This is a genomic window from Halomonas sp. McD50-4 (genome assembly GCF_022348135.1).
In the GTDB taxonomy this organism is placed as follows: Bacteria; Pseudomonadota; Gammaproteobacteria; order Pseudomonadales; family Halomonadaceae; genus Vreelandella; species Vreelandella piezotolerans.
Window position 1 is genome coordinate 109,408 of record NZ_JAKRFG010000010.1, and the last position, 13,486, is coordinate 122,893.

Annotated in this window: 15 protein-coding genes; 12 read left to right on the forward strand and 3 right to left on the reverse strand. The window is 56.6% G+C overall.

Translation table 11 applies throughout. The features are described from left to right. Positions 1–80: 80 nt before the first annotated feature. Together MHM85_RS13035 and MHM85_RS13040 are read right to left on the reverse strand one after the other, a co-directional pair. Complete coding sequence (locus MHM85_RS13035; protein WP_139528057.1) at positions 81–734, reverse strand: methionine ABC transporter permease; 654 nt, start codon at positions 732–734, stop codon at positions 81–83. Beyond that, positions 715–1,758: a methionine ABC transporter ATP-binding protein gene (locus MHM85_RS13040; protein WP_139528056.1), complete on the reverse strand. Its 1,044-nt coding sequence runs from the start codon at positions 1,756–1,758 to the stop codon at positions 715–717. Before MHM85_RS13040 ends, MHM85_RS13035 begins: the two co-directional genes overlap by 20 nt. A 460-nt stretch (positions 1,759–2,218) precedes the next feature. On the opposite strand from MHM85_RS13040, the gene MHM85_RS13045 reads away from it, so the two are divergent. The 10 genes from MHM85_RS13045 (at position 2,219) to moaE (ending at position 10,062) form a co-directional block, all read left to right on the forward strand. Next, the gene (locus MHM85_RS13045; RefSeq protein WP_139528055.1) at positions 2,219–2,848 is read left to right on the forward strand and encodes a riboflavin synthase subunit alpha; all 630 of its coding nucleotides are present in this window, start codon (positions 2,219–2,221) and stop codon (positions 2,846–2,848) included. Positions 2,849–3,052: 204 nt separating this feature from the next. After that, the gene (locus MHM85_RS13050) at positions 3,053–4,351 is read left to right on the forward strand and encodes an NCS2 family permease (protein ID WP_239286148.1); all 1,299 of its coding nucleotides are present in this window, start codon (positions 3,053–3,055) and stop codon (positions 4,349–4,351) included. Between the two features lie 34 nt (positions 4,352–4,385). Continuing rightward, positions 4,386–4,931 (forward strand): adenine phosphoribosyltransferase, encoded by a 546-nt coding sequence (locus tag MHM85_RS13055; protein WP_139528053.1) that lies wholly within the window; start codon positions 4,386–4,388, stop codon positions 4,929–4,931. A gap of 6 nt (positions 4,932–4,937) precedes the next feature. After that, a complete protein-coding gene (gene gpt, locus MHM85_RS13060; RefSeq protein WP_139528052.1) occupies positions 4,938–5,417 on the forward strand; it encodes a xanthine phosphoribosyltransferase in 480 nt (159 codons plus the stop codon). Between the two features lies 1 nt (position 5,418). Further along, positions 5,419–6,102 carry a uracil-DNA glycosylase gene (gene ung / locus MHM85_RS13065; RefSeq protein WP_139528051.1) on the forward strand — a complete coding sequence of 228 codons (684 nt, stop codon included), beginning with the start codon at positions 5,419–5,421 and terminating at the stop codon, positions 6,100–6,102. Positions 6,103–6,202: 100 nt separating this feature from the next. Then, positions 6,203–6,832, forward strand: coding sequence for a uracil phosphoribosyltransferase (upp, locus tag MHM85_RS13070; RefSeq protein WP_044628300.1), 630 nt, complete (start codon positions 6,203–6,205; stop codon positions 6,830–6,832). Positions 6,833–7,005: 173 nt separating this feature from the next. After that, a complete protein-coding gene (locus MHM85_RS13075; protein ID WP_239377741.1) occupies positions 7,006–8,199 on the forward strand; it encodes a uracil-xanthine permease family protein in 1,194 nt (397 codons plus the stop codon). Between the two features lie 22 nt (positions 8,200–8,221). Continuing rightward, positions 8,222–8,770 carry a molybdopterin-guanine dinucleotide biosynthesis protein B gene (mobB, locus tag MHM85_RS13080; RefSeq protein ID WP_139528049.1) on the forward strand — a complete coding sequence of 183 codons (549 nt, stop codon included), beginning with the start codon at positions 8,222–8,224 and terminating at the stop codon, positions 8,768–8,770. Between the two features lie 17 nt (positions 8,771–8,787). After that, on the forward strand, positions 8,788–9,582 hold the full coding sequence (gene moaC, locus MHM85_RS13085; protein ID WP_139528048.1) for a cyclic pyranopterin monophosphate synthase MoaC: 795 nt from the start codon (positions 8,788–8,790) through the stop codon (positions 9,580–9,582). Between the two features lie 3 nt (positions 9,583–9,585). Next, the gene (gene moaE / locus MHM85_RS13090; RefSeq protein ID WP_255303967.1) at positions 9,586–10,062 is read left to right on the forward strand and encodes a molybdopterin synthase catalytic subunit MoaE; all 477 of its coding nucleotides are present in this window, start codon (positions 9,586–9,588) and stop codon (positions 10,060–10,062) included. Positions 10,063–10,065: 3 nt separating this feature from the next. Here the strand turns inward: moaE and MHM85_RS13095 are convergent, their stop codons facing one another. Beyond that, positions 10,066–11,667: a ribonuclease J gene (locus MHM85_RS13095; protein ID WP_139528216.1), complete on the reverse strand. Its 1,602-nt coding sequence runs from the start codon at positions 11,665–11,667 to the stop codon at positions 10,066–10,068. Positions 11,668–11,940: 273 nt separating this feature from the next. On the opposite strand from MHM85_RS13095, the gene purU reads away from it, so the two are divergent. Next, a complete protein-coding gene (gene purU, locus MHM85_RS13100; protein WP_139528047.1) occupies positions 11,941–12,795 on the forward strand; it encodes a formyltetrahydrofolate deformylase in 855 nt (284 codons plus the stop codon). A 15-nt stretch (positions 12,796–12,810) separates the two neighbouring features. Beyond that, complete coding sequence (locus MHM85_RS13105) at positions 12,811–13,482, forward strand: energy-coupling factor ABC transporter permease (protein ID WP_139528046.1); 672 nt, start codon at positions 12,811–12,813, stop codon at positions 13,480–13,482. Positions 13,483–13,486 lie beyond the last annotated feature (4 nt).

The window sequence follows — 13,486 nt, forward strand, 5'->3', positions numbered from 1 at the left end:
CAATGATGCGGGAATAAGAAACGCAAGTCTAATGCGTTTTTGTTATATTTAGCTATGCCAATGAAAGAGGCTGGCTATGACTATTTACGGTCGCTTTTGCGCACCAAGTAGTCGCCCAGGCTTTGAAACCCTTGTACCAGTACGACTAGGATCATCACGGTGATCAGCATGATCGTGGGGTTGAAGCGGTTGTAGCCGTAGCGAATGCCTAGGTCGCCCAGTCCGCCGCCGCCCACGGCGCCCGCCATGGCCGAGTAACTCACTAAGGTGACCAGTGTGATGGTGAGGCCCGTGATGATGCCGCCGCGCGCTTCAGGGATCAGTACCTTGGTAATGATTTGCCAAGGTGTCGCCCCCATGGATTGCGCAGACTCGATCAGTCCCGGAGAGATCTCATTCAGCGCGCCCTCGATAAGGCGGGCCACGAAGGGAATAGCGGCAATCGTCAGCGGTACCGACGCGGCATTGATGCCGATGGAAGTGCCCACCAACATGCGAGTGAAGGGAATGATGGCGACCATCAAAATGATGAACGGAATCGAACGCCCGATGTTGGTGATGATGCCCAGTACCTGGTTGAGAATAGGCATCGCCATGATTTGCCGCGGGCGGGTCACGTAAAGCATGACGCCCAACGGCAGGCCCAATAGGGTGGCAATCACACCCGATACGGCCACCATGTAAAGGGTATCCAGCGTGGCCTGTAAAATGAGATCAAACATTGCGCTGGACATGACCAAGTACCTCCACCTGTAGTTGATGCGCTTCTAAATAGGACATGGCTTGCTGGGTTTGCTCATGGCTGCCCAGTAGCTCGGCAATCATTAGGCCCAGCGTGCGGTCTTGTATGGACTCGACTTTGGCCTGCAGGATGCTGACGTCCACGCTGCACTCCCGCGCCAGACGAGAAATGAGCGGTGTGGAAACGGCGTCACCCGAGAACGTTAGCCGCACCACCGGGTGCGTGTGTTCATTAGGGCGCTCTTCCAGGCGCTCCAGTAGCTCTTTCGGGGGGCTGAGTTGTAAGAAGTCGTTCAAAAAGTCGCGACCAAGCTGCGTTGCGGGCGCGGTAAAGAAGTCGCCCACTTCCGCGTCCTCTACCAGCTTGCCATCAGAGATCAGGCTGACCCGGTGGCAGATCGATTTCACCACTTCCATTTCGTGGGTAATGAGCAGGATGGTGATGCCCAGTTGGTGATTGATGTCGCGCAGCAGCTCGAGAATCGAGCTAGTGGTCTGTGGGTCCAGCGCCGAGGTCGCTTCATCGCACAGCAGCACATGCGGTTTGCTGGCAAGGGCGCGGGCAATGGCAACACGCTGTTTCTGGCCGCCGGAGAGCTGGGCGGGGTACTGCTTCGCTTTATCGGCAAGGCCGACCATCTCGAGCAGTGGAAGAACGCGGTTTTTGATCGCGCTGCGCTTTTCACCCATCAGTTCCAAGGGGAGGGCGACATTATCAAAAACGGTGCGTGTGGTGAGTAGGTTGAAGTGTTGAAAAATCATGCCGATACGATGACGAGCATGATTGAGTTCGCTACGGCTCAGCCCGGTCATCTCTTGCCCATCCACGACCACGCTGCCGCTCGTGGGGCGCTCGAGCAGATTGACGCAGCGGATGAGGGTGGATTTGCCAGCGCCGGAAAGGCCAATGACACCGTGAATCGTGCCTTTGGGGATCGTTAAATCGACGTTTTGAAGGGCATGCACGGCACTATCGCCGCTGCCATAAGTTTTACTAACGTTGCTAAGTTCAATCATAGCGTCTGCCTTAATGGTAGGCCGAAGACGGAGTGCGAGGGGGCAAGCGTAGGGCGGGGAACAAAAAAAGGCCACCCTTGCGGGTGGCCATCAACGCTGGACACACCCTTTTAGCTGCACTTCACCCCGCCAAAGGCCAGGTGGACGCCCGCAATCTGGGTACAAATCGGCGTCATTACATTTGCGGCGAAAGTCTAAAGAGCGATGGGGGCGTTGTCAACGGAAAGCGTTCTATTTCATGTTTTTAAGTTTTTAAACAGATCTATTTTCTTTTTTTGGTTGTTTTTTGGGTTTTTATTGCTGTTGAGTAAAGGTATGGCGGGGTGTTAGCAGCAAAAAAAACATGATCGATCAAGCGTGGGTGCTGCCTGGCTGCACAAGGTTGGGTCATTAGTAGTAAGCTTGCGCAAGTTTTTATGGCCTATGCCACCCTGCTCACCTGTAAAGAAAGGAAGGGATCATGTTCACGGGTATCGTTCAAGGTACTGCTGAGATTGTCGAAGTGCGCGAGCTAGAGGAGTTCCGCACCCATGTGGTTGCCTTGCCAGAAGAGCTTAGGAGCGGTTTGGAAATTGGCGCGTCCGTCGCGCATAACGGTGTGTGCCTGACGGTGACGGCCATCGAGGGCGAGCGTGTCAGTTTCGACCTGATGCGAGAAACGCTGCGACTGACCAATCTTGGTGCAATTACCCCGGGGCAATGCGTCAACATAGAGCGTGCGGCCCGCTTCGGTGATGAGATTGGCGGTCACTCCATGTCCGGACACATCATTTGTATGGCGCAGATCGTCGCCATCGAAGAGGCGCCCAATAATCGCCGTATCTGGTTCGCACTACCGGAAAAGGCCGCTAAATTCGTTTTTGAGAAAGGCTACATTGGCGTTGACGGCATCAGCCTCACCGTGGGTGCCGTGCGGCCATCGGCGGATGGGGCGGGGGTCGAGTTCAGTGTTAATCTCATCCCCGAGACACTATCCCGTACGGTATTGGGCAGCCGCTCGATGGGCGATTGGGTCAATATCGAGATCGATCCGCAAACACAGGTCATCGTGGAAACGGTGGAGCGGGTATTGGCGAGCCGGTCCTTTTAGCAATTTGAGGGTATTGCTTTGGGCTTTTGTTGACCGATCGGTTAGCTGATGGCCTAAAGTTTGCTAAACAGTAAGTGAGGGAACGTGCCCTCGATCAACGGCTGCATGTACGGCACTCGCATCACGCGGTGCCTTTCGGTAGTATGTGCGGCTTTTCTCGCACCAAGGGACGCATTCGGCGTAAGCGCGAAGGATAAAAACTACATGAAACTTCTGGACAACTACTTCAAGCTCACAGAGCAGAAGACCAACCTCAAGACGGAAGTGATCGCAGGGGTCACGACGTTCTTAACCATGGCCTACATCATTTTCGTCAACCCGAGCATTCTGTCGGAAGCGGGGATGGATTACGGCGCTGTCTTTGTAGCAACCTGTCTAGCGGCGGCCATCGGCTGTTTCGTGATGGGCCTGTGGGCTAACTACCCCATTGCTCAAGCGCCGGGCATGGGGTTGAACGCCTTCTTCACCTACGGTGTGGTGCTGGGCATGGGGTATGCCTGGGAAGCGGCGCTAGGGGCCGTCTTCTTCTCGGGTTTGACGTTCTTCCTGCTGAGTATTTTCAAAATTCGCGAGTGGATCATCAACTCCATTCCGCTCTCGTTGCGCCTGGGGATTGCCGCCGGTATCGGTCTGTTCCTTGCGATGATTGCCCTCAAGAATGCGGGTATCGTGGTCGCTAATCCGGCTACGTTCGTGTCGCTCGGCGACTTGTCAGAGCCAGCGCCGCTGTATGCCTTGCTGGGCTTTTTCGTGATTACTGCCTTGGCCTATTTGCGCGTCACGGGCGCGGTCATGATCGGGATCATCGGGGTGACCGTGCTGGCCATGGTGCTGGGGCATAACCAGTATGGTGGCATCATGTCCATGCCGCCTTCCATTGCGCCGACGTTCATGGCCATGGACCTGATGGGAGCGCTGGATGTCGCCATGCTCAGCGTCATTTTTGCGTTCCTATTCGTCGATTTGTTCGATACGTCCGGCACGCTGGTGGGGGTTGCTCACCGTGGCAAGCTACTGGATGAAAACGGTAAGCTGCCACGTATCGGGCGTGCCATGATGGCCGATAGTACTGCGTCGATGGCCGGTGCCGCGCTGGGTACCTCCACCACCACCAGCTACATCGAATCCACGGCGGGCATCGTCTCCGGTGGGCGTACTGGGTTGACGGCGGTCGTGGTCGGCCTACTGTTTTTGATCAGCCTGTTTTTCGCGCCGCTGGCTGGCTCTATTCCCGCCTATGCGACAGCCGGTGCGCTTCTTTATGTCGCTGTGCTGATGGCGGGAAGCTTGGCGCATGCGAATTGGGAAGATCCCACCGACGCGGCCCCGGTCCTGATCGCGGCGATTGCCATGCCGCTGACCTTCTCCATTGCGGAAGGTATTGCCCTGGGTTTCATCAGCTACGTGGCGATCAAAACGCTGTCGGGCCGCTTCGCGGATCTCAACCCGGCGGTGGTGGTGTTAGCGCTGCTATTTGCAGCAAAGTTTCTATTCATGGGCTAACTGCCCAATCTTTGACTAATCAATGAGAGACGCGATGAGCATCTACGGCGATTACATTAAGTCCGTTATTCGCACGGTTCCTGACTGGCCAGAGCAGGGGGTGAATTTTCGTGATATTACCCCCTTGCTGCAAAACAGCGCTGCTTTTCGTAAGCTGATCGACAGTTTCGTGCACCGCTACCAGGAAATGAATCTGGATGCCATCGCGGCCATCGACGCCCGTGGCTTCATTATTGGTGCACCGCTGGCGTACGAGCTGGGCTGCAGCTTCGTTCCCGTGCGTAAGAAGGGCAAACTGCCGTTCAAAACCATTAGTGAAACCTACACGCTGGAGTATGGCCATTCGGAAGTCGAGCTTCATGCCGATGCGTTTCAGGAAGGGGATCGGATTTTGCTCATGGATGATCTGATCGCGACGGGGGGAACGATGCTGGCAGCGGCTAACTTGATTCAGCGCTGCGGTGGCCACGTCGTGGAGACGGCAACGATTATCGATCTACCCGAATTGGGTGGTTCTCAGAAGATTCGCGATGCGGGCTACAGCGTCTTCGCGGTCTGTTCCTTCAACGAAGACGAGTAACGTCCCATGAGCAGCGAACGCTATCATCAACACTTCACCGTCTCTTGGGACCAAATTCATCGCGACGTGCGCCAGCTCTGCCATCTGCTCATCGAGCGAGACTTCAAAGGCATCGTAGCGATTACCCGTGGCGGCTTGATTCCGGCGGCGCTGATTGCCCGCGAGCTGAACATTCGCCTGATCGATACCGTGTGCATCAAGAGCTACGATCACATGGAGCAGGGCGGGTTGGATATCATGAAAGGGGTCGACCATGATGGCGATGGCTGGCTGTTGGTCGACGATCTCGTCGATACCGGTAAAACGGCCCGTGCCGTGCGTGAAATGTTGCCTAAAGCACATTTTGTCACGATTTACGCCAAACCAGAGGGACGCCCTTTGGTGGATCAATATCTGACAGAAGTGGCTCAACAGTGCTGGATCCAATTCCCTTGGGATATGGGCATTGCCTACGTCGAGCCACTCGCCGATCAAATGAAGAAGTGATATGGCTAACCCGTTACCCGATGATTGGAGCCATTGGCTAGGGCAGGAGTTTCAGGCGGAATATATGTCCGCTTTGAAGGCGTTTTTGGCCGACGAAAAGGCGGCCAAGAAAGTTATCTATCCGCATTCGTCGAATTGGTTTCGTGCCTTTGAATTAACGCCTCTCGCGTCGGTAAAGGTGGTGATTTTGGGTCAAGACCCTTACCACGGGCCTAATCAAGCGCACGGGCTTTGCTTTTCGGTGCAGCCGGGTGTCCCGGTGCCCCCATCGCTTGTCAACATCTACAAGGAGTTGGCGAGTGACGTTGGCTTTACGCCGGTGCAGCACGGTTTTTTGGAGGCGTGGGCCAAGCAGGGGGTATTGCTATTGAACACGGCGCTGACGGTCGAGCAGGGCAATGCCGCGTCGCATCGTGGTAAAGGGTGGGAGCCCTTCACCGATCAAGCTATTGAGACCGTCAGTCGTCATGCCGAGCCCAGCGTATTTCTTCTTTGGGGGAGTCACGCGCGGCAGAAAAAGGCGCTGATCGATACCTCTCGCCATTTGGTGCTGGAATCACCGCATCCTTCCCCGCTGTCGGCGCACCGTGGCTTTTTTGGCAATCGTCATTTTTCCAAAGCTAACCAGTTCTTGGAGGCGCAGGGGCGCTCGCCCATTGATTGGCAATTACCGGAAACCCCTTAACCTCATGGTCAGTTGCGGGTAGAATGTCGCGCAATTTGTAAGCATGTCGATGGTGGCTCAGCAGGCTGCCATCTTGAATCCCCTGCAGTGAGGAAGTCCCATGAGTGTCTACGCCATTAACCATCCGCTTGTTCAACATAAGCTGGGACTAATGCGCGAAGCTGATTTGAGCACTAAAAGCTTTCGTGAACTGGCAGGTGAAGTGGCTAAACTCCTGACCTACGAAGCGACCAAGGGTCTGGAGCTCGAAGATCATGAGATTCAAGGCTGGAACGGTGAGCCTATAGCGACACGTCGCTTGAAAGGCAAAAAGGTGACCATCGTTCCGATTCTGCGGGCAGGCTTAGGTATGTTGGAAGGCGTGACAGACCTTATTCCTAGCGCGCGGGTCAGTGTCGTTGGCCTGTATCGCGATGAAGAGACGCTGCAGCCGGTGCCGTATTTTGCAAAATTCGCCAACGACATCGAAGAGCGTATGGCGATTGTGATCGACCCGATGCTGGCAACCGGTGGTTCGATGGTGGCTACGTTGGACATGCTGCGTGAGCGTGGCTGTGAACACATGAAAGTCATCGTATTGGTGGCTGCCCCTGAAGGGATTAAACGGGTGCAAGATGCGTATCCCGATGTAGAAATTTACACTGCCTCGGTGGATGACCGACTCGATGAGAATGGCTACATCGTCCCCGGCTTGGGAGACGCCGGCGACAAAATTTTCGGAACGCGCTGAGCGCTCCGTCTCGAAACGCCCCTTACGCTTTGCGTTAGGGGCATTTTTTTGCCTCCGTGACTTGGCTATGTACGAACACTATCTGCGCTAGCCGCCATTTCGTACAAAACCTAATAACAGACCCCAGGAGTGGTGTGATGATAACGAGTGCGAGACAAGAGTCTTGGCCAAAAATGTTACTGACCGGCGCGCAGATGCTGTTCGTGGCCTTTGGTGCATTGGTACTGGTTCCGCTATTGACTGGGTTAGATCCCAGCGTGGCGCTGTTTACAGCCGGACTCGGTACGCTGGTCTTTCATGGCGTCACCAAGCAGAGCGTGCCGGTATTTCTGGCCTCCTCGTTTGCCTTCATCGCGCCCATTCAGGGCTCTGTCGCCAGCTTCGGCGTGTCGGCGACGCTGGGTGGGTTGATGGCGGCCGGGTTGGTGTACGTGGTGATTTCTCAGGCGGTACGGCTGAAAGGGACGGCTTGGCTGCACCGGCTGTTGCCCGCCGTGGTGGTCGGTCCCGTCATCATGGTGATTGGTTTGGCGCTCGCCCCGGTCGCCGTCAGCATGGCAACCGGCGAGACCAGCGACTCCATTGGCTACGGCCAAGCGATATTTCTTTCCATGGCAAGTCTGTTGGTGACCCTGGTGCTCGCAGTATTTGGCCGCGGCCTGTTGCGTTTGGTGCCCATCATGGGCGGTATTGCAACGGGCTACGCGCTGGCGCTCATCATGGGAGTGGTTGACTTTACGCCGGTGCGCGATGCGGCTTGGCTGTCGTTACCCAACTTTACGGCGCCTAGTTTCCATTGGGCGGCCATCCTGTTCATGATTCCGGTCGCGATTGCGCCTGCCGTCGAGCATATTGGTGACATGGTGGCGATTGGTTCGGTCACGCGTACCAACTATCTGGAAAAGCCTGGCTTGCATCGCACGCTACTGGGCGATGGTTTGGCCACCACCGTCGCTGCGCTGTTTGGTGGGCCGCCCAACACGACTTACTCAGAAGTCACCGGTGCCGTGACGCTGACCAAGGCCTTCAATCCGATGTACATGGTGGTGGCGGCGGTCATCGCTATCGTTTTGGCCTTTGTCGGCAAGCTTGGTGCGCTACTGCAAACCATCCCTGGGCCAGTCATGGGGGGCATCATGACGCTTCTGTTTGGCTCGATTGCCGTGGTCGGTATGAATACTCTCGTGCGCGCAGGGCAGTCGTTGACGGCGGCGCGTAACTTGGTGGTGGTGTCGCTGATCTTGGTGTTTGGCATCGGCGGTATGCAATTTGGTGGCGGGCAGTTCACGCTACAGGGCGTAAGTTTGGCCGCTCTGGTCGGCATTGCGTTAAACTGGTTGCTACCAGCAGAAAAAGAGGGTGAGTGAGTCGTGACAGACAGGATGCGTTATGAGTGAGGCGCTACGCTGCCCGTTTCCGGTTCTGGGGGTGGCTGCCTGGAGTGGTACCGGTAAAACCACGCTGTTAGAGCAATTGTTGCCGCTTCTGCGCGGCATGGGAGTGTCGGTGGCGGTTATCAAACATGCGCACCATCATTTCGACGTGGACCAGCCGGGTAAGGACAGCTACAGGTTACGCAGCTCGGGGGCAGCGCCCATGTTGATTGCGTCGCGCCATCGCTATGCGCTGATGCAAGAGACGCCGGGGCAAGAGGAGCCCGACTTGGCCCATTTGCTGGCATTAATGGCTCCCCATTCGCCTGATTTGGTAATTGTGGAAGGCTTCAAAGCTTGGCCGATACCTAAGTTGGCGCTCTATCGAGAGGGAATTGGAGACCCGGCGATTCTTTCCGACCCTTGGGTGCAGGCCGCAGCGTTGACCGGCGAGCCTCCTGTGAAGCTTGCGTCTTCGGTCACGCGTTTGGATTTGAATCGCTGTGACGCGATCGCCCGCTGGGTCAGTGACTGGGCCGACCAGCAGCGGCGCAACTTGGCTTGATGATAAAAGGTGACACCATGCAGTTAACCCACCTGAACGCGCACGGCGAAGCCAATATGGTCGACGTCGGCGATAAGCAAGAGACACGTCGAGAGGCCGTCGCCTCGGGGCGTATCGTCATGCAGCCTGCTACCTTGAAGTTGCTGAGCGACGGCGCGTTGCCCAAAGGCGATGTGCTGGCCACGGCGCGTATTGCAGGGATCCAAGCGGCTAAACGCACCCACGAGCTCATTCCTCTGTGCCACTCGCTGGCACTTTCTAAAGTCGCGGTAGAGTTCGACATTGACCATGATCAAGGGTGTGTGAATGTGTCGGCCATGTGCCGTTTGAATGGCCGTACCGGGGTCGAGATGGAGGCGCTGACTGCCGTATCGGTCGCCTGCCTGACGCTTTACGATATGTGTAAAGCGGTCGACAAGGCAATGCGTATCGAAGCGGTACAGCTGGATAGCAAGCAGGGCGGACAGCGCGGCGATTACCGCCGCGACATGACGGCTCCCATCGTCACTGGTGAAGGTGCTGCGGGCGAGGTGAGCCTCGGCGAGCGCTGTGTCTCACCCTGTGTGCGGGTCAAGTTTTTGGCCGAGCTGCGCGAGCGCGTTGGGGAGAGTGATTTGGCCATTGGGTTGGACAAATTGCCAAGCCGTGATGTGGCTGGGCTAAAAGCCGCGCTCAAAGCTCAAGATGCGCGCTTCTCAGTGCTGGCAGACCGTCGAACGCTGTGCGCGATTAACCAGGTGATGGCCAACGACAGCGCACGCATTACCGATGAAGACGAAGTGGCCTTTTTCCCCCCGGTGACCGGAGGCTGAGCCGTGTCCGTTAACGAACAGAAAGCACCCGACATAGGGGTAGTCGTGCAGTCTGCTCCGTTCTCCATGGCCTACGGTTATGAAAGCGCGTTGCGCCAGCGTACCGACATTGGCGCGATCGTCACCTTTACGGGGCTGGTGCGAGATTTCAACGAAACGCCCGACGTCATCGGTTTGACCCTGGAACACTACCCAGGCATGACCGAGCGCACCTTGGCACGTATTGCAGAGCAAGCGTGTCAGCGGTGGTCATTGCAAGCGGTGAGGGTCATTCATCGCGTGGGAGATTTGTTGCCGGGGGACCCCATTGTCAGGGTGCTGGTTGCCAGTGCACACCGCCGAGATGCCTTCGAGGCCTGCGATTTCATCATGGACTACTTGAAGACCCAGGCACCTTTCTGGAAAAAAGAGCACTCTAGACAGGGAGCATACTGGGTGAAAGAGCGCGACACCGATCAGCAAGACGCTGCTCGGTGGTAGTGCTCAAGGCTCGTCGTTCAATTCCTCGATGGTTGGCATCTCGGCGGCCATGATCTGCAGGTGCACCTCGGGCATATGCTGCAAGTGATTCGCCAACCAGTGTACCAACCGAGGCTGTAGCGCATGGCGTAAATCGGCTAGCGTATCTGCGGTGATCTCATCGAGCTGCTCGTCCAGCCACTCGCTAAAGCTGTCTTCATCCATGGGGCTGGCCCCGCTAGCATCCAGCATCAAGCGTCCAATGCGGCACCAGCCCGTCTCGGTGGCCGCTACCGGCAAAGCCAAAAAAAGGCTGCCGCGACGTGCCGAGGAGTGGCCCGTATCCAAGCCAGGATGAGCGACTACGCTATTTTGATTGACGATGCAGGGAGGCTGAGGATAGCGCGTCTCGCAGCGTAACCCTTGCTGGTCGAGTACTAGCATGTCGCCATTCACAGGCGTCAGCGGTGCTTGAATGCCCAGCTCTTCGGCAAGCGCTTGATGCGCCGCTTGATGGCGAGCCTCGCCATGCACCGGTAGCAGCATTTTGGGTCTGACCCACTGATAGAGCTTTCTAAGCTCTTCCTGGGCAGGGTGTCCGGTAGCGTGAAGCTCGGGATGGTTCGTTTCATCGAACAGCGTGACATCGAGTTGCAACAAACGCTTTTTAAGCTGCTCGATGGGGCGCTCATTGCCTGGAATGGCTTTGGCAGAAAAAATCACGCTATCGCCCGGTTCTAAATCGACAAAGGGGTGGCGACGCTGGGCCAATCGTTGCAAGGCGGCGCGAGGCTCGCCCTGGCTACCGGTGGCAATGATCACGACCTCTTCAGGGGGGAGGTAGCCCAGGTCATGGGCGGGCACCAGGGGCGGGAAGTCGTCCAAATAGCCCAGGCCTCTGGCCACACTCACCATCCGCTCCATCGAGCGGCCCATCAGGCTAACCCGGCGTCCACTCGCCTGGGCTGCCAAACCAATGGCCAATACCCGCGCTAGGTTGCTGGCAAAGCAAGACACGACCACCCTGCCTGTGCAAGCGCTCAGCGTGTTCGCCAACGCCTTGGCAACGTCCCCTTCGCTGGCGGACTGTCCCGGCATGGGCGCGTTGGTTGAATCCCCTACCAGCAAATCGACCGGTGCCAGTGCTCTGAATTGAGCCGCATTGACCGGTGAGCCAATGAGCGGGGTTGGGTCCAGTTTCCAATCACCCGTGTGGAGAATGCGGTAATCCCCCGCTTGCATCATGATGGCGCAGCTCTCGGGGATGGAGTGGGTAACGCTGAGATAGCGAAGGGTGAAGGGGCTACTCTCTACTGCCTCCCCCGGTTCGATGGTCTGGATCGCTGCGCTACTGAGCTGATGTTCGGCAAACTTGTAGCGCAAGAGTCCCGCTGCGAGTGGGGTGGCAAAAATCGGGCAGCCCCATTTGGGCCAAAGCCACGCCACGGCGCCGATGTGGTCTTCATGGCCGTGGGTAATGAACAGGGCTTTGGGGGTGATCTTGAGCGCTTCCAGGGTTTCCGTGTTGGGGACTTGAAGCGGAGAATTCGGCAGGTCTTGGCGAATCATCATGCCGCAATCAACGGCGATCCACTGATCGTCATACCCATACAGCGTGAGGTTCATTCCAATTTCGCCACAGCCACCAAGCGGTAGCAGGCGCAGGGGCGGGCGGCGACGGGGACGAAGTTGAACGCGTGATGGATGCATCAGTTATGAAAAGCCTAGAAAGTAATGTCTTAACTATACGGGATGCGGGGGGCGGGTAACAATCATCGCGGCACCAGACCGCGGTGCTTCCTTATCTTGCTTACGTTACACTAATGCGGCTAAAGCGTTTATCTGCCGTTAGGCAGGTGCTTGGCGAGCGTGCCGTTAAATACGTTAAGAGTGTCTGTGATGTCTCATTATTACCGTTTAGTTGTTTCCTGCCCCGATCAGGTGGGCATTGTGGCGCGTGTCTCAAGCTTTATTGCTCAGCAGGGTGGTTCCATTACCGAAGCAAGCCAGCACTCTGATTTAGAGACTGGTCGCTTTTTCATGCGCTATGAAATTCTGGCGGACTCACTGGGTATGTCGGCGGAAGCGTTGCGCACGGCGTTCGAGCCCGTCGCCGCCGAATTCGATATGCAGTGGTCGTTGGTAGATACGCAAAAGCGTCGCCGTGTGGTGCTCATGGTGTCTAGAGAGTCTCACTGCTTGGTCGACTTGCTGTATCGCTGGCAAGCAGGCGAGCTGGATTGCGATATCGTGGGCGTCATTTCTAACCATGACGATATGCGTTCACTCACGGAGTGGTACGGTATTCCCTATCATCACGTACCGGTCGATCCTACCAACAAGCAGCGGGCATTCGATCAAGTGCAAGAGCAGATAGATGCGGCCCGCGCCGACTGTGTGGTGCTGGCGCGCTACATGCAAATACTGCCGCCTTCCCTTTGCGAACGCTATGCGGGCCGAGTCATCAATATCCACCACAGTTTCCTGCCGTCGTTCGCGGGTGCCAAGCCGTATCATCAAGCTTATGAGCGCGGTGTGAAGCTGATCGGTGCGACCTGCCATTACGTCACCGAAGAGCTGGACGCGGGCCCGATCATCGAGCAGGACATACATCGGGTCAGCCATTGCCACACGCCGACCGATCTCGTTCGCTTCGGTCGCGACGTTGAAAAAGCGGTGTTGGCGCGTGGTTTACGCTGGCACTTGGAAGATCGTGTGCTCATTCACGGCAATAAAACGGTCGTCTTTAGTTAATCTACCGGGGGCGCTATGTCGTTTGCACAGAGCGTATTGGCACCATGGGCGCTGGTGATGACGTGGTTGTTGTCATTGGGCATGGTGGGCTGGTGCATTTGGCTGCGCCCTTGGCAACCGTTGCTCGAAGATAACGCGCTCCAACATCGATGGTTGGCCGCGACGCTTGTCGTCATGCTGTTTTGGCAGCTTCGCGCTCAAGCAGTGGATTGGTTGACGCTTCACCTAGTATTTACGGTGTTAATGACGCTGGTCTTTAAAATGCCGTTAGCGCTGCTGAGCAACGTAATGATCAACGCTGCCATGGTAGCGATTGGACGTAACGAGTGGAACCTTCTTGGGGCGAACGTACTGGTGACTGGCATCGTGCCTGCTATGGTGACAGGCATCGTGTGGCGTCTGGTGGATCGCCGCCTGCCGGATAATTTGATGGTGTTCTTATTCGCCTGCGGATTTTTCGGCGCAGCGCTGTCGACGTTAGGTGGCGGGCTTGTCGCGGTGGCGCTCATCATATTGGCGGGCACGGACCCTGAGGCCGTATATCTCGCTCAAGAGTATGCCCGCTTTTTACCGCTGCTGATGCCGTCGGAAGCCTTCATCACCGGGATGCTGCTCAGCATCTTGCTAGTCTACCACCCAAGTTGGGTGGCCACCTTCAATGACCACCGTTACATCGACTCACAGTAAATAC

What these genes read in the sequence shown, in the direction of transcription:
- MHM85_RS13035 (WP_139528057.1), bottom strand. Translation starts at nt 734, where the DNA reads ATGTCCAGCGCAATGTTTGATCTCATTTTACAGGCCACGCTGGATACC.
- MHM85_RS13040 (WP_139528056.1), bottom strand. Translation starts at nt 1,758, where the DNA reads ATGATTGAACTTAGCAACGTTAGTAAAACTTATGGCAGCGGCGATAGT.
- MHM85_RS13045 (WP_139528055.1), top strand. Translation starts at nt 2,219, where the DNA reads ATGTTCACGGGTATCGTTCAAGGTACTGCTGAGATTGTCGAAGTGCGC.
- MHM85_RS13050 (WP_239286148.1), top strand. Translation starts at nt 3,053, where the DNA reads ATGAAACTTCTGGACAACTACTTCAAGCTCACAGAGCAGAAGACCAAC.
- MHM85_RS13055 (WP_139528053.1), top strand. Translation starts at nt 4,386, where the DNA reads ATGAGCATCTACGGCGATTACATTAAGTCCGTTATTCGCACGGTTCCT.
- gpt (WP_139528052.1), top strand. Translation starts at nt 4,938, where the DNA reads ATGAGCAGCGAACGCTATCATCAACACTTCACCGTCTCTTGGGACCAA.
- ung (WP_139528051.1), top strand. Translation starts at nt 5,419, where the DNA reads ATGGCTAACCCGTTACCCGATGATTGGAGCCATTGGCTAGGGCAGGAG.
- upp (WP_044628300.1), top strand. Translation starts at nt 6,203, where the DNA reads ATGAGTGTCTACGCCATTAACCATCCGCTTGTTCAACATAAGCTGGGA.
- MHM85_RS13075 (WP_239377741.1), top strand. Translation starts at nt 7,006, where the DNA reads ATGTTACTGACCGGCGCGCAGATGCTGTTCGTGGCCTTTGGTGCATTG.
- mobB (WP_139528049.1), top strand. Translation starts at nt 8,222, where the DNA reads ATGAGTGAGGCGCTACGCTGCCCGTTTCCGGTTCTGGGGGTGGCTGCC.
- moaC (WP_139528048.1), top strand. Translation starts at nt 8,788, where the DNA reads ATGCAGTTAACCCACCTGAACGCGCACGGCGAAGCCAATATGGTCGAC.
- MHM85_RS13095 (WP_139528216.1), bottom strand. Translation starts at nt 11,667, where the DNA reads ATGAACCTCACGCTGTATGGGTATGACGATCAGTGGATCGCCGTTGAT.
- purU (WP_139528047.1), top strand. Translation starts at nt 11,941, where the DNA reads ATGTCTCATTATTACCGTTTAGTTGTTTCCTGCCCCGATCAGGTGGGC.
- MHM85_RS13105 (WP_139528046.1), top strand. Translation starts at nt 12,811, where the DNA reads ATGTCGTTTGCACAGAGCGTATTGGCACCATGGGCGCTGGTGATGACG.